The sequence below is a fragment of the Corynebacterium sp. ACRPF genome, from assembly GCF_022347395.1.
GTDB classification, from domain to species: domain Bacteria; phylum Actinomycetota; class Actinomycetes; order Mycobacteriales; family Mycobacteriaceae; genus Corynebacterium; species Corynebacterium tuberculostearicum_D.
This window is the reverse complement of sequence record NZ_JAKRNB010000015.1, coordinates 26901-53010: the sequence shown is the minus strand read 5'-3', so window position 1 is coordinate 53010 and position 26110 is coordinate 26901. Positions and strand designations below refer to the sequence as shown.

25 protein-coding genes are annotated in these 26110 nt (G+C 60.9%); 13 read left to right on the top strand and 12 right to left on the bottom strand.

Annotated elements, in window-relative coordinates; all coding sequences use genetic code 11:
• Positions 1-295 precede the first annotated feature (295 nt).
• Positions 296-1156: a PspA/IM30 family protein gene (locus MHX61_RS08355; protein ID WP_239194083.1), complete on the top strand. Its 861-nt coding sequence runs from the start codon at positions 296-298 to the stop codon at positions 1154-1156.
• Positions 1157-1236: 80 nt separating this feature from the next.
• Here MHX61_RS08355 and MHX61_RS08350 read toward each other — a convergent pair whose 3' ends face one another.
• From MHX61_RS08350 to MHX61_RS08340, 3 genes are read right to left on the bottom strand one after another with little or no spacing between them, the layout of a single operon-like run.
• Complete coding sequence (locus MHX61_RS08350; protein ID WP_239194082.1) at positions 1237-1857, bottom strand: energy-coupling factor transporter transmembrane protein EcfT; 621 nt, start codon at positions 1855-1857, stop codon at positions 1237-1239.
• A gap of 11 nt (positions 1858-1868) precedes the next feature.
• Positions 1869-2561: an energy-coupling factor ABC transporter ATP-binding protein gene (locus MHX61_RS08345; RefSeq protein WP_239194080.1), complete on the bottom strand. Its 693-nt coding sequence runs from the start codon at positions 2559-2561 to the stop codon at positions 1869-1871.
• Positions 2561-3124, bottom strand: coding sequence for a biotin transporter BioY (locus MHX61_RS08340; RefSeq protein ID WP_239194078.1), 564 nt, complete (start codon positions 3122-3124; stop codon positions 2561-2563). The genes MHX61_RS08345 and MHX61_RS08340 overlap by 1 nt, the downstream gene beginning before the upstream one ends.
• Positions 3125-3287: 163 nt before the next feature.
• Between MHX61_RS08340 and MHX61_RS08335 the strand changes: the two genes are divergently transcribed.
• The 5 genes from MHX61_RS08335 to MHX61_RS08315 all read left to right on the top strand — a co-directional run bounded on the left by MHX61_RS08335 (position 3288) and on the right by MHX61_RS08315 (position 7735).
• On the top strand, positions 3288-3503 hold the full coding sequence (locus MHX61_RS08335) for a DUF3046 domain-containing protein (RefSeq protein WP_005325117.1): 216 nt from the start codon (positions 3288-3290) through the stop codon (positions 3501-3503).
• Between the two features lie 182 nt (positions 3504-3685).
• Positions 3686-4822: a recombinase RecA gene (recA, locus tag MHX61_RS08330; RefSeq protein ID WP_239194076.1), complete on the top strand. Its 1137-nt coding sequence runs from the start codon at positions 3686-3688 to the stop codon at positions 4820-4822.
• Positions 4823-4872: 50 nt separating this feature from the next.
• Complete coding sequence (recX, locus tag MHX61_RS08325) at positions 4873-5475, top strand: recombination regulator RecX (protein ID WP_239194074.1); 603 nt, start codon at positions 4873-4875, stop codon at positions 5473-5475.
• A gap of 45 nt (positions 5476-5520) precedes the next feature.
• On the top strand, positions 5521-7083 hold the full coding sequence (gene miaB, locus MHX61_RS08320) for a tRNA (N6-isopentenyl adenosine(37)-C2)-methylthiotransferase MiaB (RefSeq protein WP_255717645.1): 1563 nt from the start codon (positions 5521-5523) through the stop codon (positions 7081-7083).
• Between the two features lie 22 nt (positions 7084-7105).
• Entirely contained in the window at positions 7106-7735 is a 630-nt protein-coding gene (locus MHX61_RS08315) for a DUF898 domain-containing protein (protein ID WP_239194072.1), read from the top strand.
• An 11-nt stretch (positions 7736-7746) separates the two neighbouring features.
• Here MHX61_RS08315 and MHX61_RS08310 read toward each other — a convergent pair whose 3' ends face one another.
• On the bottom strand, positions 7747-8877 hold the full coding sequence (locus tag MHX61_RS08310) for a GNAT family acetyltransferase (RefSeq protein WP_239194070.1): 1131 nt from the start codon (positions 8875-8877) through the stop codon (positions 7747-7749).
• A complete protein-coding gene (locus MHX61_RS08305; protein ID WP_239194068.1) occupies positions 8877-10181 on the bottom strand; it encodes a DUF349 domain-containing protein in 1305 nt (434 codons plus the stop codon). The genes MHX61_RS08310 and MHX61_RS08305 overlap by 1 nt, the downstream gene beginning before the upstream one ends.
• A 136-nt stretch (positions 10182-10317) precedes the next feature.
• On the opposite strand from MHX61_RS08305, the gene MHX61_RS08300 reads away from it, so the two are divergent.
• From MHX61_RS08300 to dapF, 3 genes are read left to right on the top strand one after another with little or no spacing between them, the layout of a single operon-like run.
• The gene (locus tag MHX61_RS08300) at positions 10318-10917 is read left to right on the top strand and encodes a hypothetical protein (protein WP_204608679.1); all 600 of its coding nucleotides are present in this window, start codon (positions 10318-10320) and stop codon (positions 10915-10917) included.
• A complete protein-coding gene (miaA, locus tag MHX61_RS08295) occupies positions 10917-11813 on the top strand; it encodes a tRNA (adenosine(37)-N6)-dimethylallyltransferase MiaA (RefSeq protein ID WP_239194066.1) in 897 nt (298 codons plus the stop codon). Before MHX61_RS08300 ends, miaA begins: the two co-directional genes overlap by 1 nt.
• 5 nt (positions 11814-11818) lie before the next feature.
• Positions 11819-12679 carry a diaminopimelate epimerase gene (gene dapF / locus MHX61_RS08290; RefSeq protein ID WP_239194064.1) on the top strand — a complete coding sequence of 287 codons (861 nt, stop codon included), beginning with the start codon at positions 11819-11821 and terminating at the stop codon, positions 12677-12679.
• 39 nt (positions 12680-12718) lie between these two features.
• Here the strand turns inward: dapF and MHX61_RS08285 are convergent, their stop codons facing one another.
• Together MHX61_RS08285 and MHX61_RS08280 are read right to left on the bottom strand one after the other, a co-directional pair.
• A complete protein-coding gene (locus MHX61_RS08285; RefSeq protein WP_255710195.1) occupies positions 12719-13330 on the bottom strand; it encodes a hypothetical protein in 612 nt (203 codons plus the stop codon).
• Positions 13331-13366: 36 nt separating this feature from the next.
• Positions 13367-14164: a hypothetical protein gene (locus tag MHX61_RS08280; RefSeq protein ID WP_239194060.1), complete on the bottom strand. Its 798-nt coding sequence runs from the start codon at positions 14162-14164 to the stop codon at positions 13367-13369.
• A gap of 75 nt (positions 14165-14239) precedes the next feature.
• Here MHX61_RS08280 and hflX point away from each other — a divergent pair, with 75 nt between their 5' ends.
• From hflX to MHX61_RS08265, 3 genes are all read left to right on the top strand, one after another.
• Entirely contained in the window at positions 14240-15733 is a 1494-nt protein-coding gene (gene hflX / locus MHX61_RS08275) for a GTPase HflX (RefSeq protein WP_239194058.1), read from the top strand.
• A gap of 31 nt (positions 15734-15764) precedes the next feature.
• Complete coding sequence (locus MHX61_RS08270; RefSeq protein ID WP_239194056.1) at positions 15765-17045, top strand: uracil-xanthine permease family protein; 1281 nt, start codon at positions 15765-15767, stop codon at positions 17043-17045.
• Positions 17046-17176: 131 nt separating this feature from the next.
• A complete protein-coding gene (locus MHX61_RS08265) occupies positions 17177-18166 on the top strand; it encodes an HNH endonuclease signature motif containing protein (protein ID WP_239194054.1) in 990 nt (329 codons plus the stop codon).
• Positions 18167-18234: 68 nt separating this feature from the next.
• Here the strand turns inward: MHX61_RS08265 and MHX61_RS08260 are convergent, their stop codons facing one another.
• The 3 genes from MHX61_RS08260 to MHX61_RS08250 are packed head-to-tail and all read right to left on the bottom strand — an operon-like array spanning position 18235 to position 21655.
• Positions 18235-18504: an HPr family phosphocarrier protein gene (locus MHX61_RS08260; protein ID WP_005325102.1), complete on the bottom strand. Its 270-nt coding sequence runs from the start codon at positions 18502-18504 to the stop codon at positions 18235-18237.
• Between the two features lie 54 nt (positions 18505-18558).
• Positions 18559-20676, bottom strand: a complete 2118-nt coding sequence (locus MHX61_RS08255; protein WP_239194052.1) for a fructose-specific PTS transporter subunit EIIC — start codon at positions 20674-20676, stop codon at positions 18559-18561.
• Positions 20677-20689: 13 nt separating this feature from the next.
• Positions 20690-21655 (bottom strand): 1-phosphofructokinase family hexose kinase, encoded by a 966-nt coding sequence (locus MHX61_RS08250; protein WP_239194050.1) that lies wholly within the window; start codon positions 21653-21655, stop codon positions 20690-20692.
• Between the two features lie 197 nt (positions 21656-21852).
• Between MHX61_RS08250 and ptsP the strand changes: the two genes are divergently transcribed.
• The gene (gene ptsP / locus MHX61_RS08245; RefSeq protein WP_239194048.1) at positions 21853-23541 is read left to right on the top strand and encodes a phosphoenolpyruvate--protein phosphotransferase; all 1689 of its coding nucleotides are present in this window, start codon (positions 21853-21855) and stop codon (positions 23539-23541) included.
• 21 nt (positions 23542-23562) lie between these two features.
• Here the strand turns inward: ptsP and MHX61_RS08240 are convergent, their stop codons facing one another.
• Positions 23563-24345 (bottom strand): DeoR/GlpR family DNA-binding transcription regulator, encoded by a 783-nt coding sequence (locus tag MHX61_RS08240; RefSeq protein ID WP_239194046.1) that lies wholly within the window; start codon positions 24343-24345, stop codon positions 23563-23565.
• A 358-nt stretch (positions 24346-24703) separates the two neighbouring features.
• Positions 24704-25408: a transcriptional repressor LexA gene (gene lexA, locus MHX61_RS08235; protein WP_005328592.1), complete on the bottom strand. Its 705-nt coding sequence runs from the start codon at positions 25406-25408 to the stop codon at positions 24704-24706.
• Between the last annotated feature and the right edge of the window lie 702 nt (positions 25409-26110).

The window sequence follows — 26110 nt, the reverse complement described above, 5'->3', positions numbered from 1 at the left end:
CGACAACGCTATCCCAACCGAGTACGAACACTCGATAGGAATCAGAAAAGGCCCCATGAAGTAACTAACCGTGTACCCGCCCGCGACACGCCGAGCGGACACACATTCTGCTACTTAACCCGTCTATGTCAACAGCCGGCCTACTCTCTTGCGAGGAAGGTCGGCTGTGGTGGTTAAGGGGGGCGTCGGCAAGCGCCCGCGACCGCGGGGAGTGCAAGCGGTGGAAACAGCGCTTCGCTAGTATAAGCAGCAGAACATTACGCACATTTTTAACCTAGAAAGGTTGAAGCACACCATGGCGAACCCATTTGTTAAGGGCTGGAAGTACCTGATGGCTCTCTTCGATAATAAGATCGAGGAAAACGCCGATCCGAAGGTGCAGATCGAGCAGGCTATTGAGGATGCTCAGCGCCAGCACCAGGAGCTGTCTCAGCAGGCGGCCGCCGTGATTGGTAACCAGCGTCAGCTGGAGATGCAGCTTAACCGCCGTTTGGCAGAGGTAGAAAAGCTGCAGGGCAATGCTCGCCAGGCTCTGGAATTGGCTGATCAGGCCCGTGCCAAGGGCGATGAAAATAAGGCCGTGGAGTACGAGAACGCGGCAGAGGCCTTCGCTGCCCAGCTGGTTACGGCTGAGGAGTCCGTGGAGGATACCAAGAAGCTGCACGACCAGGCACTGCAGCAGGCAGAAAAGGCCAAGAATGCGGTTCAGCGTAATAACACCGCGCTGCGCGAAAAGGTCAATGAGCGCTCCAAGCTGCTTTCCCAGCTGGAGCAGGCAAAGATGCAGGAAAAGGTCTCTGAGTCTTTGAACTCCATGAACGAGTTGAGCGCCAATGGCAATACGCCGTCCCTGGATGCTGTACGCGATAAGATTGAGCGCCGTTACTCCAAGGCACTGGGCCAGGCTGAGCTTGCTGAGAACTCCGTAGAAAACCGCATGGCCGAGGTTCAGCAGGCTGGCGTGCAGATGGCCGGTCATTCCCGCTTGGAGCAGATTCGCAGTGAAATGAACTCTTCCAAGTCCGTGGAAGGTAATAAGGCGCAGGCCATTGAGGGCAATAAAGCATCTGGCTCTGCTGCCGACAGCGCTGCCCAGCCAGGCAGTGCCAACAACGATGCTGTGCAGGCCCGTCTGCGTGAGTTGCGTGGGGAGTAAAACCCCCGACCGTCTTTTAAAAAGTTATCGCCTCCCTTGGCCATCATGTGGTGGTGCAAGGGAGGCGATAACTTATGCCGCTAGTCGCCGACGCCGCGGGCCTGCAACGCTTCCCCCATCGCGCGCGCTCGCCGGATGGAGCGAATAGTAACGGGGGTGCCAAATGCCAGCGGGGACATCCCGGCACCGCGCGCTTTGCGGGCATCTAGGACTTCATAGACGGTTTCAAACATCAGCGGGATGAGCCGAATAGTCAGTGACATAGCCAAGCTGATGTTTTCCACCGGTATTCCTAGTCGCTTTAGGGGCTCCAGCGACTCTTCCAGCGACTCCATGATTTCATCCACCGTGGAGGTCAGCGTGAGCAAGAAGGCAGCCATCATAGCGGCGAAGACATTGAGGAACATCACCGCCGCATAGTCGAAGTCCTTTGCCCACCATTGAAAGCCTGCCAAGGGGACTAGGAAAAAGAGAGGCGGCCAGATCTGACTCCAGGCAATGCCCAGTGGAATCCGGGCGCAAGCATAGAGAAAGACGACGAAAATGACACCGCCTGCGGCCCACGGAATGGACTTGAAAAAGATGCTGGTGACCAGGATAAAGACTAAGAGGAATGCGATCTTCCAGCTAGGTTTGATGCGATGAACAAAGCTGGTGCCATCAACATAGACGGAAAGTGGGAGATTCGTGCGTCGTTGCATGACAATTCTCCCTACAGCGGCCGCTGGGCCATGAGGTCTTGGTAAAAATCTATGACCTCGGCCGGCCGGCCATCCGCGGCGATGCGGTGGTTATCGATGCAAATGACCCGATCAAAATCGCGCAGAAATTCCAGATCGTGCGTGACCACAATCAGTTGCTGTTCCAGTCGCGCGAATTCTCTTTTGATCCGATCGCGGTTGCGTAGATCCAGCAGGGTAGTGGGCTCATCAGCGATGATGAGAATCGGGTCGATGACCATGACCGCTGCTAGCGCGAGGAGCTGCTTTTGTCCGCCAGACAGCGTGTGCGGTGAGCGCTCAGCAAATTCGGCGAGTCCGAAGCGCTCGAGGGCAGCATCCACGCGGGCGAGGCGCTCGTGTTTTGGCAGCTTAAAGCGGCGGAGCGAAAAGGCGACGTCATCGCGCACATTGGGCATGACAATCTGGTTTTCGGCATCCGAAAAGACAAACCCCACCTTTTCGCGCACCTTTTTGCCCTGCTTGGCGACGTCCATCTGGTCCACCGTCACCGTACCTTCACTAGGTTCGCCCAGCCCATTAATGAGCCTGGTTAAGGTGGATTTTCCGCCACCGTTTTGGCCGATAATGCCAATTCGCTGTTCGGTGAGGGTGAGGTTGATGTCCTCGAGTACCACGGTGTCATCAAAAGCCACCGAGACTGAGGAAAATTCGATCGTGGGCACTAGGCGGCCTTTCGTCCCATCAGATCGGGGAAGGCTGAGTGAACACCGAGAGCGATGATGACGGCAACGACAAGCTTTCCGGCATCGACAGGGATGAAGGGCAATTGGGCGGCGAAGGCTGGACCAATGTCCAAGCCAGAGCGGATCATGAGACCAAAGGCGCCGCAGATGTATTGGACGGCAAGGCCGGCAACGGCAGCGATGGCAAGCATGACCGCCATGCCGCCCTTGTTCTTAGGGGAGCGGTAGGCAATTGCACCTGCGACTGCTGGCGAGAGAACATAGCCGATGATGTAGCCCGCGGTTGGGCCTGCCAGCGCGCGCAGCGTGGTTCCGCCACCTGCCAGAACTGGGAGGGCAAGGCCCAGGAACAAAAAGAGGAGCCCCACGTATCCGCCGCGCTTGCTGCCCAAAATAAGGCCGGCGAGGATCAGCGCTGCGTTTTGCAGCACGATCGGCACGCCGGCCGAACCGATGGGGATGGACACGAAGGCAAGGACGATGACGAGAGCGGTAAACACGGCAACATAGGCAATGGTGGTTGCCAGAGAGTTCTTTTTCATGTTCAAGAGACTAGCACTGCATGAAAACTGCAGACAATTGAGGGTTTTGAACGGTGTTCATCCAGGGCTAATAATTGTGAGGCGGGGCCATTGCGGCGGGCTCCCAATCGAGACTTCCTAGCCCGCTAGCGCCCGTGCTTAAGCGCTGAGTAGGATGGCGCGCATGCGATTGACCGAGTATCACCAGCTCATTGTGGACGAATTTGGCGAGTCTAAGGGAAAGTGGATTAGCCACTCCCATGTTCTTCCTGACCTCGGGGCAACACCCGATGAGCTTATCGAACGCGGCGTCGATCCGCGTCGCGTCTGGCTGAGCCTGTGCGATGACTTTGATGTACCGAAGGAGCGCAGGTTGGGAGTCGATTACCCTACTTTATAGCGCGGTCGAATTTGACGGACTGGCGTGTTCACTTTCAAAATTCGAACAGATGTATGTAAGATGGCGGGAGTGTCGATGCAGTCGTCTACAGTGGGATGGCGTTGACGGAGGGAACCGTTTGAGTTCCACGGCAGTCTAATAATGCGTTAGTACATCGTCGTTAAAGATAAGGATGAAAGTTAATGGCAACCAAAAAGAAGTCTTCTTCTGCCGCCTCTAAGGGAGATGACCGCCAAAAGGCCCTCGATGCCGCAATGGCCATGATTGAAAAGGATTACGGCAAAGGCGCTGTAATGCGCCTGGGCGATGACAACCGCCCACCGATTAAGGCCATTTCTTCCGGTAATACCGCAATCGATGTCGCGCTTGGTATTGGCGGTTTCCCGCGCGGGCGCATCATAGAGATTTATGGCCCGGAGTCTTCTGGTAAGACCACTGTTGCGCTGCACGCTATTGCATCCGCGCAAAAGGATGGCGGCATTGCCGCGTTTATTGACGCCGAGCACGCGCTCGACCCGCAGTATGCTCGCCTGCTTGGCGTGGATACCGATAACCTCTTGGTGTCCCAGCCAGATACCGGTGAGCAGGCCTTGGAGATTGCCGATATGCTGGTGCGCTCCGGTGCTATTGACATCATTGTCGTTGACTCCGTGGCTGCTCTTACCCCAAAGGCGGAAATTGAAGGTGAGATGGGCGATAGTCACGTCGGCCTCCAGGCCCGCCTGATGTCGCAGGCGCTGCGCAAGATGACCGGTGCCCTGTACAACTCCGGTACCACCGCTATCTTCATTAACCAGCTGCGCGAAAAGATTGGCGTGATGTTCGGCTCGCCAGAGACCACCACCGGTGGTAAGGCGCTCAAGTTCTACTCTTCCGTGCGCTGCGATATCCGCCGCATCCAGACCTTAAAAGATGGCCAGGATGCCATCGGTAACCGCACCAAGCTCAAGGTAGTAAAAAACAAGGTCTCGCCACCATTCAAGATTGCCGAGTTCGACATCATGTATGGCGAAGGCATCTCTCGTGAGTCGTCCATCATTGACCTTGGCGTTGAAAACGGCTTCATCCGCAAGTCCGGCTCCTGGTTTACCTACGAAGGCGACCAGTTGGGCCAGGGTAAGGAGAAGGCGCGTAATTTCCTGAAGGATAACCCGGATCTGGCCAATGAAATCGAGCAGAAGATTTTCCAGAAGCTCGGTATCGGCGAGGCCGCGGCCGAAGGCGAGGAGGGTGCCGCGATGGACGTTCCTGGTGCCGATGACCCATTGACCGATGAGTCCGTTGATCTCGTTCCAAACGTCGATTTTGATGACGACTAAAATCGTCTAGCCCGTCCCCACACGCTCCACGTACCATTTGAATCTGCATCATGAATCAGCCCGCCCCCGAAAAGCTCGCCCAACTCCGTCAGGCCCTCGAGGCCTATGAGAATGGAGCAGCTGGGGGTGGGCTTTTTGATCGAGAGGCAGAAGAAGCCAAGGCCAAGGTCCGCTCTCGGGCGCTGGGTCTTTTGGATCAGCGTTCTAGGTCCCGGAAAGAGCTCTATGACCGTCTAGTAAAGGCCGAGTTTGAGCCAGATGTCGTTGAGGACGTGCTGGATGATTTGGCCCACGCGGGGCTGGTGAACGACGCCGCTTTTGCGCATGAATGGGTGCGCCAACGACATAAGCGGCGCGGCAAGTCCAGCTCGGTTCTCAACAGGGAATTGCGGGAAAAGGGCGTGAGCGAGGCCGACCGTGCTGAGGCCCTCGAGCAAATTTACCCTGCCGATGAACAAGCCATGGCGCAGGCCCTTGCGGAAAAGAAGGCTCGCTCCATTAAATCCGTACCAGAGGATCGCAAGGAGCGCGACAAGGCCCTACGCCGCATCGTAGGTGTGCTGGCACGCCGCGGCTTCCATGAAGGAATGTCGCTACAGATCGCAATCGCAGCGCTTGACGCGCGGTGCGTGGAGCTGCGCGCAGAGGACTGATACGGCCAAGGCAGGGCAGCACCGGAATTACTAAGTCCGGCAGTTATGAGATGCCTAGCTTCATGGCTAAACTATGCCGACGTGGAGCAGACAATCGCAGATAACCGTACTTATGAAGTCCGAACTTTCGGCTGCCAGATGAATGTGCACGATTCCGAGCGCATCTCTGGCCTCTTGGAGGAAGCCGGCTACGCGGCCGCTGGCGAAGGCGTGGAGCCAGATCTCATCGTCTTCAATACCTGCGCCGTGCGCGAAAATGCCGATAAGCGGCTCTACGGCACCTTGGGTGCCTTGAAGAAGACAAAGGAAAATCATCCCGGCATGCAAATTGCCGTGGGTGGTTGCTTGGCGCAGAAAGACAAGGACACCGTCCTAGATAATGCCCCGTGGGTTGACGCTGTCTTTGGCACTCACAATATGGCGGCCCTGCCGACGCTGCTGGAGCGCGCCCGACACAACGATGAAGCCCAGGTAGAAATCGTTGATTCCCTCGAGGCCTTCCCGTCGGTCTTGCCAGCCAAGCGTGAGTCTGCCTATGCCGGCTGGGTTTCTGTTTCCGTAGGCTGCAATAACACCTGTACCTTCTGCATTGTTCCTTCCTTGCGCGGCAAGGAAGAGGATCGCCGGCCCGGCGATATCTTGGCCGAGGTCAAAGCCTTGGTGGACCAGGGCGTATCCGAGGTGACTTTGCTGGGGCAAAACGTCAATGCCTATGGCGTCAATTTCGCCGATCCCAACATGCCACGCGACCGTTTCGCCTTTTCTAAGCTTTTGCGTGAGGTAGGCAAGATCGAAGGCCTTGAACGCCTGCGCTTTACCTCCCCGCACCCAGCGGAGTTTACTTCGGACGTCATCGACGCCATGGCCGAGACCCCTGCCGTATGCCCGCAGTTGCATATGCCGCTGCAGTCTGGCTCCGACAAGGTCCTTAAGGATATGCGCCGTTCCTACCGTACTAAGAGGTTCCTGCGGATTTTGGACGAGGTACGGGACAAGATTCCGCACGCCGCAATCACGACCGATATCATCGTGGGCTTCCCAGGCGAGACCGAGGAAGACTTCCAAGACACCATGGAGCTTGTGCGCCGCGCTCGCTTTGCCTCGGCCTTTACCTTCCAGTATTCGCCGCGTCCGGGAACCCCGGCTGCGGAAATGGAGGACCAGATTCCCAAGGAGATCGTCCAGGATCGTTTCGAGCGTCTCGTTGCCCTGCAAGATAGCATCCAGGCCGAGGAAAACAAGAAGCTCATCGGCACGGATGTGGAGGTTTTGGTGCAGGCCGAAGGCGGCCGCAAGAACGATGAAACCCACCGCATGACCGGCCGCGCCCGCGATGGCCGCCTAGTGCATTTCACCCCGGTTGACTCTGACGGCACGGATATTTCGGCGGAGATTCGCCCGGGCGATGTGGTGCATACCCAGGTCACCGGTGCGGGCTCCTTCTTCTTGCTTGCCGACGCCGCCGTGACCTCCCACACCCGCACCAAGGCCGGGGACATGTCTGCTGCCGGCGAAACGCCTACCACCGCACCCATCGGCGTCGGTCTGGGATTGCCGTCGATTGGCAAGCCCGCGGCGGCCGAATCCGGCGATTCCTGCGGTTGCTAGCAGGGGAGTAGGCTAGGGAGCCATGACTGAGGAACATTCGACCACCGCAGCCCGCAATGCAGCTAACGCTGAGCGTAGAGCAGCACAAACAATGGACCTCGGTGGCCACAAGTTCACACTAGGTATTGCAGTGGTGGTCTATATCCTCTACCTGATTTTGCCCTACGCCGGCTCAGCCCACGGTTGGGAGGCATTGACCTTTGGCACCACGTCTAGTGGCGTCAGGATTTCGATTATGGAAACCGTCTCCGCGTGGCTCGCGCTCATTGGGCTGGGCATTCTTACTCCGGTGACGCTGTTCACCCGTCGCGCCACGCCTGGGCTCGTTGCGTGGATGTTGGTGACGGTGTCCTTCTTTGCCAACCTATGGGGCTTCTGGTTCCGTGGTTCTACCGCCGATGGGGCGTCGCTGGGAATGTGGGTAGGGATGCTGGCTACCTTCCTAGCATTTTTGGCCTATAGCATGGTGGCGCTGCGCCGCAGCCCAGAGCAGAAGGCTGCCGAAGCCCGCGTGCGCGCCACCGCCGGACAGCTCGATGAGGTGGGCGAATTCCAATCCAGGATAGACGCGGCACCGCAGCAGGAGCCACTGGAGGACAATCGCCGCAAGCAAGCCGCCGAACGCCACCGCGCCCAGCGCGGCGAGCAGTAGGCCTACGGCCTCTAATCCCGCAGCCGCAATTCCCACGCAGAAGAACGGGAGAGTTCCCGGGCGCCCAGGCTGCGGTAAATGGCATTCATTGCCGCGTCCTTGGCGGCAACGGAACAATAGCAGCGCCGTACCCGCGGCCAATAGCCTGCCACCTCATGCAGCGCTGTGAGCTTGGCTAGCTGCGCAAGTCCACGGCGGCGGTGCGGGCGATCGGTTACAGTCAGAGTCCACTCGCATACTTCAGGATTCGCGTCCTCGTGCCGAGCCATTTCGGTTAGTGCGAGAATGCTCCCGTCCTCGGCGGTGAGTGCGATAAGAAGCGTGTGCCCGCGGCGAGAGCGCAGCCGGCTGTGCGCTTCGCGCAATCGAGCACGCGTCCACACGATGGGCTCCACCGTCAGATCTCCGGTTTCCGCGTCAGCGGAAGCTAGGCTAAGCAGCCGCATGACCTCGTCGAGGTAGCCCTCAGGGATGTCGTAATCCGGCCAGACTCGGGCGGTGATTCCCGCCGGCAGCAGTGCTGCGACAGGGCTTTCGGGGATGTCCATTACCAGCTGGTGCTCCGCATGCCTTTGCGTAAATCCCAACTCGCGGTAGATGCTGCCCATAGCGTCGTAGTCTGGATCCGCGCCCGGCGGGTGCAATAGCCCCACGTGCGCTACGGTGCGGCCGAGTTTCCGGGCCAGCTCCAGCGCGTTCGCACCCATCCACTCGGCTACTTGGCGCCCCTCCTCATCGAGCTGTTCGCCAGGGAGGGGCAAATCGCACAGCACGCACTCAATTTCTGCTGCCTCGCGCTCTTCTAAAAGCGGCAGGCTAATGTGGATGAACCCGAGGTAATCCAGCTCCGGGCTGGGTTCTATTGCAGGAATCTGCGGCAGTCCCAGCTCGGAAACCTCACCAAGGGTAGAGTCGCCGTCCACTACGGCAAAGAGATGGGTCTGCGATTCGCTAGAACCTTGTAGGCGCTGAACCACGCGGCCCGGCGACGTCGATGCCGCGGCATCGCCGCTTGCTTCTTGGGCCGCCAAGTTGGCCCAAAAGACGAAGCTGCGAATGCAATCCGCAGGTTCGCTGGGCCGGGCGTCAGTGCTAGGCGAGTGCGGCGGCCGCGGTGGCCGCGCAATCTGGACGAGGTGCACTACCTATCGTTGACGGCGTTAGCGGCGGCGTCGGCAAAAGCCTGCCACTGCTCAGCCTGCGCGCGCAGATCAGCGGCCTTCTTCGCATTGCCCTTGGCCTCAGCTGCCTCGGCCTGGGAGTTAAACTCATCGACCTTAGCCTGGAACTGCGCCACGCGTGCTTGCGCCTCTGGGTCAGTGCGGCGCCACTCGGACTTTTCTGCCTCGGTGACGCGCTGCTCCAGCGCCTCAATCTTGGACTCGTACTCGCGCACTTGCTTGCGGGGAACGAAGCCTACCTCTTCCCACTTTTCCTGCAGCTCGCGCAGCTTGGCCTTCGCACCTTCGATGCCCTTGGACGGGTCGATCTGGCCGTCGTATTCCGCAATCAAGGCGTCCTTGGCCTTGGCATTTTCTGCAAACTCGCGGTCGCGCTCGTCATTGACGGCATTGCGGGCATTGAAGAACTTGTCCTGGGCGGCGCGGAAGCGGGCCCAAAGCTTATCGTCCACGTCGCGCGGGGCGCGGCCTGCGGCCTTCCACTCGGTCATCAAATCGCGGTAGGCGCGGGCGGTGGGTCCCCACTCGGTGGAATCCTGGATGGCTTCGGCACGCTCGACGAGTTCTTCCTTCTTCTTGCGGGCAACTGCACGGGCGCGGTCCAGCTCGGCAAAATGGGAGCCGCGACGGCGGTTGAAGGAGTCGCGGGCGCGGGAGTAGCGCTTCCATAGGGCATCGTCGGTCTTGCGATCAATGCCCTTAATTTGCTTCCACTCTTCCAGGATGGCGCGAATGCGGTCGCCTGCGGCCTTCCATTCGGTGGAGTTTTCGGCAATTTCTTCTGCCTCAGCTGCCAGCTTTTCCTTGGCAGCGATAGCTTCCTCGCGGCGGCGCTCCTTATCGGCCTGCGCCTGCTCGCCGGCTTCTACCGAGTGCTCAATGACGGCAACAAGGCGGCGGTCAAGGGCCGCGATATCACCGATCACCGCAGCGGTAGGCAGGGTGTCGCGCAGTTGCGCTGCGGTCTTCTTGATGCCAGCGGCCTCGCTGGGGTTGGCGCGCAGGCGCGCCTCGAGCAGTTCAATTTCGGTGGAGAGATCGTCGTAGCGCGCGCCGTAGTGCTGTAGGCCCTCCTCGGGGGTGCCGGCCTGCCATTCGCCAATCTTGCGTTCGCCCTCCGGAGCGGAAACGAAGACGGAACCATCCGCGTCGACCCGGCCCCACTTGGCCGGGTCATTCTTGCTGGGTGCCTGGACGGGAACAGGCTTTGCGGTGGGACGAGGGCCCTTCTTGGGCATGGAACCTGGGGTAGGGATGGGAGACATGACTAGCCCTCCTATGCATAGATCGCCGCGCGTCACGGCTGCCGAATAAAATCACTGGATACATTACCGCGAATATTCCGCGCGTGCCCAGATTCTATTTAATTACCTCCACTTGGGTAGATAGTATGGAGGAATAATGTTCAATCTCATGGTAATGCCAGCCTCACCCGCGCTGGCCGTGGAGCTTTCCTCCAATGATGCCGCCTCCCGCGCACTGCTTGCCGCTGCCCGCACCCTTGCGGTGGAAGCTGCGGCCGCCGGCATAACGCAGGTAGATATCGTCGGCAGCCAGGACAATCGCTGGTACACCGCCCACACCGGCAGCTTAAAGGCGTGGGGTGCGGCCACGAACCTAGGCGGCGGCAATTATCTACCCGAGATTATGGCCCGTTACGTGCTGCACAGCGTGCCGCAGCTTAACGCCCGCGCTAGCCGGGAGCACATTGGCCAGCCGGATCCGGCGGCGCTGACCATCGTCGTGGCAGATGGCAGCGCGGGCCTGACCGAACGCGCCCCCTTAGCGCTCGTTCCCGGTGCCCAGGAAGCGCACGAGTGGTGCGAGGAGGTGCTCATGGGGGCGTCGGCAAGCAAGGCAGGCGAGTGGCTGTCCCAGCGCGGCGTGGTAGAGCCCGCACTGTGGGAGGAGTTAGCAGGACTACAACCAAAGAAGGCGCAGTTGCTGGCCACCGACGCCACCCTGGGGGTCGGCCGCTACGTTGCAGGGTGGGAGGTCTAATGCGCCCGATTGCAGTCTTTGGTCCTACCGCCTCCGGCAAATCTGCGCTGGGGTTGGCGCTAGCGCAGCAGCTGGACGGCGAGGTGGTCAACGTCGATTCCATGCAGCTCTACCGTGGTATGGACATTGGCACCGCCAAGCTCACCCCGGCCGAGCGCGAGGGAATCCCACACCACCAGCTCGATGTGTGGGACGTGACTGAGACCGCTTCTGTGGCCCGCTACCAGCGCGATGCCATTGCGGACGTGGAAGGCATCATGGCCCGCGGTAAGACGCCAATTCTGGTCGGCGGCTCCATGCTTTATGCCCAGGCGCTTGTCGACGACTGGCAGTTCCCACCCACCGACCCCGCCGTCCGCGCCAAGTATGAGGCCCGGCGCGTAGAAATCGGTACCGATGCCCTGCACGAGGAGCTGGCACAGGTAGATCCGGCCGCAGCCGCCATCATTGAAGATAAGGACCCACGTCGCACAGTGCGCGCCTTGGAGGTCATCGAACTAACCGGTAAACCTTATAAGGCTAGCCAACCGCCGAAGGACGCCCCGCCGCGGTGGGGCACACGTTTGCTCGGCCTGCGCACCACCGCAGACTGGCTTAATCCGCGCATCGAGCTGCGCACCCGCCAGATGTTTGAGCGCGGGCTCATCGAGGAAGTCGAGCGCCTCCAAGCCAAGGGCTTGGTGGCCGATTCCACTGCCGGGCGCGCCATTGGCTATGCGCAGGTATTCCAAGCCCAGCGCGGCGAACTTACGTGGGATGAGGCCGTTGAGCGCACGATTACCGGGACACGGCGCTACGTGCGCCGCCAACGCTCGTGGTTCAATCGCGACAAGCGCATCACGTGGTTGGATGCCGCGGGCGATACGACCGCCCAGGCGCTGCGCGCGCTAGGGTAGGGAGCATGAAATTTGCCAAGGGTCATGGAACTGAGAACGACTTTGTCATCGTCGAAGACCACGCGGCCGCCACGCCGCTTGCCCCCGAGCGCGTAGCGGCGCTGTGCGATCGCCGCGCCGGTATCGGCGGCGACGGATTGCTGCGTGTCGTGCGCGCCGAGGCCTTGCTCGCGGCCGGGGAAATCGAGTCGCTGCCCGAGGGCATCGCGCCCCATGACTGGTTCATGGATTATCGCAACGCCGACGGTTCCGTGGCCGAAATGTGCGGCAACGGCACCCGCGTTTTCGCCCACTGGCTGCGCTCGCGCGGCCTCGTGGAAGAAGACGAGTTCACCATCGGCACCCGCGCCGGAGCCAAGCGCGTGACGGTGCACTCGTGTGATGAGCACGCGGCCGAGGTCACCGTGGAGATGGGACCGGCCGAAGTAACGGGTGTATCCACCGCGTCTATGGCTGGGGAGAGCTACGCCGGTTTGGGCGTTGACATGGGCAACCCCCACCTCGCGGCCGTGGTGCCGGGGCTGGACGCCGAGGGACTTGCGGCCAAGACTTTCAAGCAGCCCGTCGTTGATGAGTCCTTCTTCCCGGCCGGCGTGAATGTTGAGCTGGTAACCCCGCTGCGCGATGGCCACGTGCACATGCGCGTCTTTGAGCGCGGGGTAGGAGAGACCCGCTCCTGCGGCACCGGCACCGTGGCGGCCGCGACCGCCGCGCTTGCCGACGCCGCCGTTGACCACACCACCACCCCTCACGGCACCGTGCACGTACACGTCCCCGGCGGGGAGGTGACGGTGGACATCTACGAGGGTGGCTCGCGCCTGACCGGCCCGTCCGCGATCGTCGCCACCGGCGAGACCTCGCTTTAGGCCGCGCAGCGCGCGGCGCACGCAGTGAGCGGTGAGTGCTTAGGCGCTGCGCCCTTCGCCTTCCTCTTCCTCGAACGCTTGCTCTTCGAGGGCTTGGCGGCGCAGGGCGCGATTTTTTACTTCGTTCTTTTCATACTTCGGCCCGAGCGCAAAAGCGGCGCGGCGGGCCGATAGCCAGGTTTCCTTGAGCTCGCGGGCTCGTTCATCGGTCACCTTGAGCAAGGATTCCAGCTCGTTGGTGCTGACCTCTTCCGCATTCACGCGCAGGTTCAACCGGCGCAGGAACCGTCGCGCGCCCGAAATCTCATAGTGGAAGGCCTCGATGGTGGGGTCGGAGCAATCCAGATCTAAAAGCGCCGGCCGGTAGAGCGTGCGGTCCGCGATCTTCTCGGCCGTCTCGGAGGACTGGAAGTCTTCGTATTCCGCCAAGACGTCCTCGATATCTTCGGCCGAGAGCCGAATGGAGCTGCGCAGCGCCGCCTGCTCCGAGGCATCCGGCCGGGTGTGGAGCATGAGTAAAGCTGCCGCGATAAGTAGTGCCGCGATGAAAACCCCGGGAAGTTTTAGGGTTGCCACAACCGCCACTGATCCCACCAGGATCAGCGCGAGAACCAGCACCCGCCGGTTCCTCGCATTTTCAGGGAAGGGCATCCACACAGCTATTCCACCAGACCTTTGCGTCAGTTCTTAGTGGCCGCCGCAGCCGCAGCCACCAGAGCCACAACCGCAGCCAGCGCCGTCGCCGCAGCCACCGCTGGGCATTTCAATAGAAGCCGTCAGCAGGGCGGTGCCGGCCACGATAGAGTCCTTGGCAGGCAGCTCGTCGCTACCCGCAGGCAGGCAGAGATCGAAGGGGAAGAGGCCGTCCATGACGAGGTGGGCGAATTTCTCGCCGCTTAGCTCATTGGTACGCCACTCGGATTCCATGACGCGGGCCGCGAAGGTAGCGGCTGGGGTAGGAACCTCCGCGCCAGAGCCGGAGGAAATAACCTTCGCGCCTGCGGACTCGAAGAGCGCCGGGAATTCGCCCTCGGCCGCCTCATAGGCAGCGGCAGACTCGTAGGTGCGGACATCAAGGCCCATGGCGGTGAGGGAGATTTGCTGCCATTGCTGCAAGGGTTCGTCGGCAAGCAAAGGCCCCTGCGCCAAGTTCGCGGTGGCCTGGGCGATGGTGGTTCCGAAAGGATCGATAATTTCCAGCAGCGCGAGAACATCGTTGACCATCTCCACGTGGGCGAACCCCTGCGTCACGGCATTGAAGCCAATGAAAGTAGCAAAAGGCTCTACCGCGAGAATATTGAGCTGCGCGCCCGATGGATCGGTGAACTGAATCAGCTGACCACCGCGTACCTCACCGGTAACGGCCAAGCGATCGCTAGCGATGGCGGCCTCGACGGCATCCTGCCAACGCTCGAAATTGAGGCCAATGGCCTGCATCTCGGTATTCTGCTTCACCCCAGTGTCCTTAACGTTCATGCCCGCCATTGTATCGCCTTGGGCAGCCAGCTAAGAATCCGCAATTCCCGCTTTCGGCCGCAACATGCCAAAATGAAAGGTAGTATGACCGAATTTTCCCAGCACAATAACGACGATCTCCTCGCCCGCGCGTTCCGCGATAACGACGCCCCGGCCGCACCAGAGGCAACGCCCACCACCGGTGACCTTGACCTGGCAGAGCGTAACGCCTTCCGCCGCGTTACCCGTGAGACCACCATCCGCGCCGAAGACACCACCGATGGCTATGAGGTGGAGTACCGTAAGCTGCGCCTCGAGCGCGTCATTCTGGTTGGCGTGTGGACCGAAGGCACCGTGGCCGAAGTCGAAGCCACCATGGACGAGCTCGCGGCGCTGACCGAGACCGCCGGCGCCGAAGTAGTGGAGATGATCTATCAAAAGCGCGATAAGCCAGACTCCGGCACCTTCATTGGCTCCGGCAAGGTCAAGGAATTGCGCGACATCGTCGAGGCCACCGGTGCGGATACCGTGGTGTGCGATGGCGAGCTCAACCCCGGCCAGCTCACCGCTCTCGAGCGCGCGCTTAACACCAAGGTCATTGACCGCACGATGCTCATCCTTGACATCTTTGCCCAGCACGCCAAGTCCAAAGAGGGCAAGGCGCAGGTTTCCTTGGCGCAGCTGGAATACCTCTACACCCATACCCGTGGTTGGGGCGGCAACCTTTCGCGCCAGGCGGGCGGCCGCGCTGGTTCCAACGGCGGCGTCGGCCTGCGTGGCCCCGGTGAGACCAAGATTGAGACCGACCGTCGGCGCATCCGCACGGAGATGGCCCGCCTGCGCAGGGAGCTGCGCGCTATGAAGACCGCCCGTGAGGTTAAGCGTTCCAAGCGCCAGCGCTCAACCATCGCGCAGATAGCCATTGCCGGCTACACCAATGCCGGAAAGTCCTCGCTCATTAACGCCATGACCGGCGCCGGCGTGCTGGTGGAGGACGCACTCTTTGCCACGTTGGACCCCACGACTCGCCGTGCCACGCTTGCCGACGGCCGCCAGGTCGTCTTCACCGATACCGTCGGCTTTGTCCGCCACTTGCCCACGCAGCTAGTCGAGGCCTTCAAATCCACCCTGGAAGAGGTGCTGGCCGCCGATATTATGTTGCACGTGGTCGATGGCTCTGACCCCTTCCCGCTCAAGCAGATTGAGGCCGTCAACCAGGTCATCTATGACATTGTCGCGGAAACCGGCGAGCAGGCCCCGCCCGAAATTATTGTGATCAATAAGATCGACCAGGCCGACCCGCTGGTGCTCGCCGAGTTGCGTCACGTACTCGACCACGAGGACGTCGTCTACGTATCCGCGCGCACGGGCGAGGGAATCGACGAACTTACCGCGCGCGTGGAGCTTTTCCTCAACTCCCGCGACAGCCACGTCAAGCTGCAGGTTCCCTTCACCCGCGGCGATGTGGTGGCTCGCGTACACGCCGAGGGCACGGTGCGCCACGAGGAGTACACGGCCGATGGCACGCTTGTCGACGTCCGCCTTCCCGCACCCACCGCCCGCGAACTCGCCGAATTTATCGTGGAGGAAGTTTCCTAAAACCAGCCTGGGTGATCCATAATTAAGGCTCGTGAGCTTAAAAGGTTGGACCGTCCACGGAGACGGTAAAAGGATTGCACCGGGCGCGGTCGTGGCGCCGGAAGAACGACTCAGCTGGGGCCGAACCATCGGCATCGGAATGCAGCACGTGGTGGCCATGTTCGGCGCCACGCTTTTGGTTCCCACCCTGACCGGATTCCCCGTCAATACGACGCTGCTCTTTTCCGGTCTCGGAACCATTTTGTTCCTGCTTATCACGCGCAACCGGCTGCCGTCTTACCTCGGTTCCTCGTTCGCGTTCATTGCGCCACTTTCGGCGTCGCAGCAGTACGGCATCGCCGCGCAAGCAGGCTCTATTTTGGTCACCGGCCTCGTCTTGGCCGCGGTGGGCGTGGCAGTCAAAATCGCCGGCCGCCGCGTGCTCGATGCCGTCATGCCGCCGGCCGTCACCGGTGCGATCGTGGCCCTCATTGGCCTGAACCTGGCGCCGAATGCGGCCGAGAACTTCGCCTCCCAGCCGCTCGTCGCCGCGGTGACGCTACTCGTCATCCTGCTGGCCACCGTCGCCGGCCGCGGTATGGTCTCGCGCCTGTCCATCCTGCTCGGTGTGGTCGTCGGCTGGATTTTCGCCGCGCTGACCGGCAACCTCGGCGATGACGCCGTGGCGGCCATCGATGCCGCCCCGTGGGTGGGCCTGCCGGAATTCCACGCGCCTTCTTTCAACGTCTCCGCCATTGCCGTGGCGCTTCCCGTGCTGGTGGTGCTTATCGCGGAAAACGTCGGCCACGTCAAAGCCGTCTCCGAGATGACAAAGCGCGATCTCGATGACCTGGCCGGTGACGCGCTGATCGCCGATGGCCTCGCGTCCACCCTTGCCGGTGGCTTTGGCGGCTCCGGTACCACGACCTACGCCGAAAATATCGGCGTGATGGCCGCAACCCGTGTATATTCCACCGCCGCCTATTGGGTAGCAGCCTTTACCGCCATCCTTTTGGCCTTCGTGCCGAAGTTTGGTGCGCTGATTTTCACCATCCCGACCGGCGTTCTGGGCGGCGCCTGCATCGTGCTGTATGGACTCATCGGCATGCTGGGTGTGCGCATCTGGATGGATAATAAGGTTAATTTCAATAACCCGGTTAACCTGACCGCGGCCGCGGTGGCGCTTATCGCGGGCATTGGCAACCTGACCCTCACCGTGGGTGGGGTTTCCCTCGAGGGCATTGCGTGGGGCTCGGTAGGCATCATCGTGGCCTATCCGATTATGAAGAAGCTTTACGATTCCGTCGGCGAGGGTCACGGCGCCAAGTATTAATTTTCCACCTGTGGATAACTGCCCGTCGCGCGCCCGCGGCGGGCAGTGTTGTTGACGGGCCAACGCGGGTTATCCACAGCGAACCGATATGCGGCTCGCGAAGGGGTGCGGGGTCTATTTAACTTAGCGGCATGACCGCATTGGACGCATACCTAAACGCAGTGAACGCCGGCATGGACATTGTCGCCGCCGTTCAAGGGCTTAGCGATCGCGAGCTCATCGCGCGGGGCGCCTCCGACATCGCCGCGCGCGACCTGTTGCGTCTATGCGATACCTATTTCGGCCGGTGCGGCTTTGCTGCCAAACAGCGAGCGGCGCGGCAGACTAGGCATTCCCTTGACGTGCTACTGCTGATTGAAAAATACGCCTTGCGCTTGCCGACGCAGCGCGATGCCTGGACCCTGCGCTCCGAACTGTGTGCCTTTCGCGGCAGCGCCACCGCCCTGGAAAAGCGTGCCCGCGCTTTGGTACGCGAGCTGCGACCGCGCCGCGCGCCCGAAAAGGGAGTGCGCATTACCCGCCGCTCCGGCGGCCCATGGTCACTGACCATCACCGGGGATTCGGCCGATGTGGCGGATATGCACGCTGCATTGGATGCCAATAAGCCCCTGGAATCTGCCAAAGACCTCTTCTTTGGCAAGGCGGATGCGACGCGGGCGACGGTGACGACGCAGGTGGTTCTCACACTCGACGAGCTCGACCGCGTAGTAGACGGAGAGGGCGAGGAAATCACCCTCCAACTCACCAATGGCGCTCGAATCACCGGAGCGGAGCTTGTCGCGCGGACACTGAGCGACCACGGCTATGTTACGCTCGTCCATCCCCACGAGGGGCCGGTCAACCTCTACCGCACCTCGCGCGTAGCCAACGACAAGCAGCGGCTCATGGCGGCTGCGGTCAACCCGGTATGCCCGTGGGAGAGCTGTAACTACCCCGCCGACAAGTGCCAGATTCACCACCTCAAAGCGTGGAAGCATGGCGGCGAGACCAACGCTGCGAACCTTGCGACCTGCTGTTCCTATCACAATGGCGTCAATGACGATGACCCCAACGCCCCGCCGCGCCGTGGCCGGCTAGCCCGCGTGCGCGGGCAGGTGACGTGGGTGCCACCGTGGGGATAGGTGGCGTCGGCAAGCGAAAAGCTCCCCACCGCAAGGGCGGGGAGCCTAAAGTGGAACCGTTTTAGGACTTAGGAAGCGTCCAGGTCCTTCTCGATGAGAGCAGCAATCTTTTCCACTGCTTCTTCGTTTTCGGAGGTGACGGTAACCTCATCGCCCTGTTCTGCACCAAGAGCCATAATCATCAGGGAAGAGGCCGCATCGGTCTCATCCTCATCATCGTCGCCGACCAGGTTGAGGAAGATATCCTCATCGAACTCGCCGGCAGCGTCCGCGATAATAGATGCAGGACGTGCGTGCAGGCCTACAGAGGAGCCAACCTTTACAGTCTTGGAAGCCATCGAAAATATCCTTTCTTACGGGGATTTTTAGAATCCAGTGTACGAGTGTTTGGTTTATGCTGCCACGTTCTGGGCGGCTTCTTCGGCGGCCCTGTTAGGCCAGAACTGCTTCATCGCCAGCACCGCCGCCGTCGAAACAACCACGCCGGCCGCAATGGCCACGAGGTAGCCCCAGAACGGGTCGATGGCGAAGAAGACGAACACGCCGCCGTGCGGGGCACGGGAACCGACCGACAAGGCCATCGAAATCGCGCCCGTCACCGCGCCACCGGCCATCATCGAAGGGATGACGCGGAACGGGTCGGCCGCCGCAAACGGGATGGCGCCCTCCGAGACGAAGGACAGACCCAGCAGCCAGGCAGACTTGCCGTTCTCCTGCTCGGCCGGGGTAAACAGCGACTTGCGGATGAACGTAGCCAGCGACAGCGCAATTGGTGCGACCATGCCGGACGCCATGACGGCGGCCATGATCTGCATGGAGGATTCGTCGCCGGTAGACAGCCCGGCCGTCGCGAAAAGGTAGGCCGCCTTATTGACTGGGCCGCCCAAGTCGAAGCACATCATCAGGCCAAGAATGATGCCCAGCAATACGGCCGAAGAGCCGGACATGGACGACAGCCAATTTTGCAGGCCCTCCATGAGGTTTGCCAGCGGTACGCCGAGTGCCAGGTACATGGCAAGACCGACAACCAACGAGGTCAGCAGCGGGATAATGACAACCGGCATGAGGGAGCCTAGCCAGCGCGGTACCTTCCAGTTGCCAATCCACATCGCGATGAAGCCTGCCAGCAGACCGGTAACCAGACCACCGATGAAGCCAGCGCCCAAGGTGACCGCGATCGCGCCGCCCGCGAAGCCTGGGGCGATGCCCGGACGGCCGGCGAGCGCGTAGGCGATGTAGCCCGACAGCGCGGCGACGATAAAGCCCATTGCTGCTTGGCCTATAGCGAAGAGAACTGCGCCAAGGTAGAGCAGCAGGCCGGAGCGCTCGAAGTGCATGAGTTCGCCGTCAATGGTCACGTCGTGGCCGGGGAGGTTGCCGAGCGAAAAGTCCGTCGATAGTGCCTGCCAGCCGTTGGCCATATCGGCACCGCCGAAAAGGAAGCCGAGGGCAAGCAGCAGGCCGCCGGCCGCGACGAACGGGACCATATAGGACACGCCGGTCATAATTGCCTGTTGGATGCGCTTGCCCCAACCGAGCGACTGACCTTCTTCTTCCGCATCGGCGCGGGTAGCAGTGCCAGAGACCTTGTGGGCGTGCGGGTTGTGAGCGGCAGCGACGGCCTTGTCGAGCATGGTGCCGGGCTCATTGATGGCGCGTTTGACGCCGGATTCGATTACCGGCTTGCCGGCGAAGCGTTCGCGGTCGCGCACGCCGACGTCCGTGGCGAAGATGACCGCATCGGCCGCGTCGATCGTGGATTGGGAGACGGACTCATTGTTAGACGAGCCCTGCGTCTCAACGGTCAGAGATACATCATCACGCTCGGCTGCGGTTTGGGTGAGGGCGTCGGCCGCCATGTATGTGTGGGCGATGCCGGTGGGGCAAGCGGTGATGGCCACGATGCGGGTGACATCGGCCGAAGGCTCTGCGCTGGCAGGGGTTGCGGCCGAGGGCGCGGCGGCGGAGGAGCCGGCGGCACCGGCACCGGTTGTGGCAGCGCCGGCAGCAGCGCCCTGGGTGGCCGGTTCCTCGGCCGGCTTCTTCTTCGGCTTTTCGGCATTGACTACGTCCAGCACAAGCCGGACGATTTCTTCCTTGGTGGGCGCGTTGCGCAGGGACTCGAGGAAGTCCTTGCGCACTAGAGCGCGGGCCAACTTGGACAAAATCTTCAAGTGGGCCTTGCCGCCGCCGGCCGGGGCGGCGATGAGGAAGACGAGCTGGGCGTCACCGTCAGGGCCGGAGAAATCCACGCCGCTGCTCAGGCGGGCGAATGCGAGGGTAGGTTCGGTCACTGCCTCGGAGCGGCAGTGTGGAATGGCGACTCCGCCAGGGACGCCGGTACCGGCCTTGGCCTCGCGGTCAATGGCGGGCTGTGCCAAACCGGCGATGTCGGTGGCTCGGCCGGTGTCATGGACTAGCGTGGCCAGGTTGGTGATGACGGAGTCAACGCTGTCGCCGAAGTCGGCGTCGAGCGCGACTAGGTCGGTAGTGATGAGGTCGGAAGCCATGTTTAGGCACTCCTTAGGCTAGCGAGTTTACGGGGGTATGTGCGATATCGAGTTCTTCTGGGCGGGGGAATTGGGTGCCTTGTTTGGATGCAGTCGCAGTTCCATAGGCCACCGACTGCGCCAGGCTATCGGCCGGCGACTTACCGGCGGTACGGCCGAGGAGGTATCCAGCGAGCGCGGCGTCACCGGCGCCTACGGTGGATTTCACCGTTGCTGGCGGGGGAGTTGCAGCCCAAGCGCCGTCCGCGGTAACCAGCACCGCCCCGGCACCGCCAAGGGTGACGAGTACCTCTGCGATGCCCTGCTTGACGACGTCCCGGGCCGCCCGAACAACCCCCGAGTACTCGCCGCGTGCGGCCTGGTCTTCCAGTTCGCGGCCGTCGGTTCTGGTGAGCTGGCCGAGTTCTAATCCATTGGGCTTAATGAGATCCGGCGCAGCAGAATTGAGGCTTTCGCCAATGGCTTGCATTGGGGCATCTGACGTATCCACGGCAATGCGAGCCTGTGGTGCGGCCGCGCGGACCGCGGAGATGAGGTCGCAATACCAATCTGTGTTAACGCCACGCGGCAGGGAGCCGGCTAGAACCACCCAGTCGGAGGCAAGGGCGCGGGCGGTGAGCTCGGAGGTAATAGCGCGGGAGTCGGCGTCGGAAAGCGCAGGGCCTGGACCGTTGACCTTGGTGGTAGTGCCATCAGGCTCTGTGATGGTGGTATTGACGCGAACTGCGCCGTCCATGGGGATTGCAGAGGAAGGCAGCCCGGCCGAGTGGATGAGATTTAGGAAAGAATCGGAGTCGTGGGCCGGGAAAAGAGCCAAGGATTGCTCGCCGGCCAAGTGCACGGCATGGGTGACGTTTACGCCTTTGCCGCCAGCAACCTGTGTGACCTCGCTGGCCCGGTGGACATCACCGGAGGTCAATGGCTCGCTGAGCACAAGGGTGGCGTCAATACTGGGATTGGGGGTCAGCGTGAGAATCAAGTTGTCCCTTTCGCAGGTTGTATATTGGGGCCGAACGCCGTTGGGGAGAACCTCGCGGGCATGGCCCGCCCTTAATGTTGATTCTTGTCCGATTGTGTCCGAAAGTCAACAGAATTTCTGTGGTATACATTGCTTTTCTATCCGATTTGTGGTGTTCTGGAAGTTAATAAACCGCTATCTTCGAAGGAAGTACGCTCATGGAAAACGCGTCTGAGTCCACAATCAAAGGAACCGGTGTCGTTGCCGGAGTCGCCTACGCCGAAGCCGTGTGGGTCCGCCCTCGCCCGGCCTTGCCTACCGAGGGAAGCATTGATCCAGAGCAAGCGAGCGATTCTGAGTACGACCGCTTCCTTGCGGCCGTAGATACTGTCGCTGGCCGCTTGGAGCAGCGGGCTGCTGCCGCGGAGGGCCAGGCTGCGGAAGTTCTGACCGCAACGGCCGGCATGGTCAAGGACCGTGGTTGGCATAAGGCGGTGCGCAAGAATATCCGCACCGGCCGGGATGCGGAATTCGCTACTGTCGGTGCCACCGATAAGTTTGTCACCATGTTTGAGGCTGCCGGCGGCATGATGGCAGAGCGCACCACTGACTTGAAGGACGTGCGCGACCGCGTAATCGCAGAGCTGCGCGGCGAGGAAGAGCCGGGCCTGCCGCTCGTAGACGGCGAGGCCGTGCTGTTCGCGGACGATTTGGCCCCGGCCGATACCGCGACGCTGGATACCAAGCACATCAAGGCCCTTGTCACCGAGCTTGGTGGACCTACCAGCCATACGGCCATCATCGCCCGTCAGTTGGATATTCCATGCATCGTTGCTGTGGGCGCCGCGCTGAGCGATATTGAAAGCGGCACGTTGGTATTCGTCGATGGTGCAGTGGGCGCCGTCACCCTTGGGGCCGACGAAAAGACTTCCACAAAGGCAGTGGCTGAGTATCGCGAGCGTGCGGCACGCGTTGCCCAGTGGCGCGGCCCGGCTGAGACCAAGGACGGCCACCGTGTGCAGCTGCTTGCCAACGTCGCTGATGGCAACGCCGCCCGCATTGCTTCGGATTCGCAAGCAGAGGGTATCGGCCTGTACCGCACGGAACTATCGTTCCTCTCGGCCAGTGAAGAGCCCAGCGTTGACGAGCAGGCAAAGATTTACGGCAAGGTTTTTAATGCCTTTCCTGAATCAAAGGTTGTCGTGCGTACGCTGGATGCCGGATCCGATAAACCTATCTCTTATGCCACGCTAAGCTCCGAGGAAAACCCAGCATTGGGTGTTCGTGGGCTGCGTATTGCACGCGATAATGAGGCTCTGCTGACCCGCCAGCTGGATGCGATTGCGCAGGCGGCTGCGGCTCGCGATGACAAAGCATCTACCTGGGTGATGGCTCCTATGGTTGCCACCTCTACCGAGGCCCAGTGGTTTGCTAGCCTGTGCCGCGAGCGCGGCCTGACTGCCGGCGCCATGATTGAGGTTCCGGCCGCAGCGCTTATGGCCGATAAAATCATGCCGCACCTTGATTTCGTGTCTATCGGCACTAATGACCTGACTCAGTACACTATGGCTGCGGACCGCCTGTCGCCACAGCTGGCCTACCTGACCGACCCGTGGCAGCCGGCTGTGCTGCGGCTCATTCAGCACACCTGCATCGTGGGCCAAGCCAATAACGTTGCGGTAGGCGTGTGCGGTGAGGCGGCGGCCGACCCAATGTTGGCCTGCGTGCTTACCGGCTTGGGCGTAAATTCGCTATCCGCAGCGTCGACCGCAGTTGCGGGCGTCGGCGCGCAGCTGGCGGAGGTTACCTTAGAACAGTGCCAGCAGTTGGCAGAGGTAGCACTGGATGCGGAGAGCCCTGACGCTGCCCGTACCGCAGTGGTCGAGCGCATGGAGTCCTTCGCCTAAAGTAGGCGAAGGATCGGGGGACTATTCGCTGGCGAGCACGACCTCAATCTCGCGCTCGCGCAGCGCCTCCACGAAGGAATCGGGGGCAGCGGCGTCCGTAATGACGACGTCGATATCGGCGGCAGAGGCGAAACTTACCAAATAGTCATTGCCCAGCTTGCTGGAGTCACACATGACCACAACCTTGTGGGCATTGGTGACAAAGGCGGATTTGATGGCTGCCTCTTGGGAATCGGCCGTCGACAAGCCATGGTCCAGGGTTAGGGCATTGGTGCCGATAAAGGCGACGTCGGCACGCATCAAAGCCAGGGTGCGCAGTGCGGTATCGCCAACGACGGCTTGGGTAATCGCGCGGACCGTACCGCCAAGTAGCTGGACGTCAGGCACGCCATTGCCCGCTAGCGACAGGGCAATAGGCAGGCTATTGGAGACAATATTAAACTGCGCCTGCGGGTACTGCTGTCCAATGAGCTCCGCGAACGCGTTAATGGTGGTGCCTGCGTCCAAGAAAATGCTGCCGCCGCCCTGGGGAAGAAAATCTAGGGCCGCGCGGGCGATAGCCGCTTTTGCGCCAGAGGCGGACCGCTGGCGGGTATCTAGGGTAAGCTCCGCGGTCTGGAAGGATTGGGAGGCTACTGCGCCGCCATGCACGCGATGGACGACGCCCTCACGGTCAAGCACCGCAAGGTCGCGGCGGATGGTCTCGGCCGTAACTTCGAAGCGTTCCGAGAGCTCAGTGACGTTGACGCGGCCTTCAACGGCGGTGAGGGAAGCAATTTGGCGACGCCGCTCTTCTGCGTACATGATTCCTCCTTGAATCTAGAGACATCGCGTCATGTAGTGGGGGTAAAAGTTGCCACTTTATGCGGAAGTGAAAATCCGGCGATGTTGTTTTGCTTAGTCCATTGTCTCAAAAATCGGGAATAAACGGACTAAAGCAAAAATTTGCACGGCTGCATTCTATATCCGGTGCGCTGAAGTACCTGGTCAGAGGGAAAAGTGGGAAAGTGGGATTTTCGTCTCTTTTGGTGTCCGGGTCCGAAATGGAGCCAAATGGGGGTGGCAGGAAACGGGCCGCTTCAACGAAGGGTGTACATAGATAGACCCCGCAAGGGCCAATCGAGGACCTCGCGGGGCTATAGAATCTGTGTCAGGCTGGTGACTAAAGCTTACGGAATACGGATACAACCTTGCCCATGATCTCCGCATCATCGCCGTTGATGGGAGCGTAGGCATCGTTGTGGGGGAGCAACCACACGCCAGAGGAATCGCGGTGGAATTCCTTAACGGTAGCTTCAGCACCATCGAGCAGCGCTGCAACGAACTCGCCCTCTTCTGCAACTGACTGGGAGCGAATGATTACCCAGTCGCCGTCAAGAATGCCGGCATCCTGCATCGAGTCGCCGACCACTTGCAGCATATAAAGGTCGCCGCCACCGACTACCTCATCGGGCATCGGAAAGTAAGTGTCTACGTTTTCTTCCGCGGTAATGGGCGCACCCGCTGCGATTCGGCCAACCACAGGAATGTAGGAAACCGCACCTGCCTCTGCGGGAACCTGCTGTTCGGGCTTAGCCGGTTTGCGGCCCGGCTTCTTGGCGCCATCGTCGGTATTTAGGTGTCGAACATCTACGGCTCGCGGCTTATTTGGGTCACGGCGCAAGAAGCCCTTTTCTTCCAATTGCTTTAGCTGGTAGGCAACAGAGGAGGTGGACTGCAAGCCTGCTGCGTCACCAATTTCGCGGATGCTTGGTGGGTAACCACGCAGCATGACGGCGTCACTAATGACGTTAAGAATTCGTCGCTGGCGGTCAGACAGGGAAGCGTAGTCGGTCTTCTCGGTGGTCTTCTTTGGCTTGCGGCCCATTGCTGGCTCCTCGGAGGGGATCGGCTGGATTTATCGGTGGTCTGTTAGCTGGCGGCGCTGAAAAGTTGCCACACGTCATTTGTAGCACGAAAAGTACAGATGTTCGAGATTTGCGTGTTGGGGTGGACAAGTATTCGAAGCGATGCTATAAATCGAACGTACCAACTAAATCGAACATTATGGCGACTGGGTGTCATGACGTGTCGCATGAGGCGCCTACGGTGGGTTCAGTCGTCGAAAGGAAAGTTATGTCTCTGCTGATCAATTCTCGCAATAACCTGGTAACTCGCAAAGCTTCCGAACCTGTAGTGGTGCCTTCTGCGTCCGTGTGGGATGTGGAGCGCGGCTACGGTTCTGCGGCCCGCGGCACCGAAAGCTCTCGGTATGTTCGAACCCTACGTGTGGAAGATCGCACGACCTATCGTTCGAACCGTACGTCGGCCGGAGGCTCTGGGAACAGATCGAATAGGGGACGAAACAGTGTGGGTGAGTCGAACACAGGTAACTACGCATTGGGTGCAGTGTTTGGTGTCGCGGTCTTTGTGGGCACATTGCTAGGGGGACTTGCGGGCGCTGAAGGAAATAGTGCTCCTCAACCCCCGGCTTCTGGTGTGCAGCAAGTTGAAGCTGCAGTAGCGCACTAGGGGCTACAGCGGGGTGAAGCCCAGTGGCCGCACGGAATTGGAGATGAGTAAACTACTG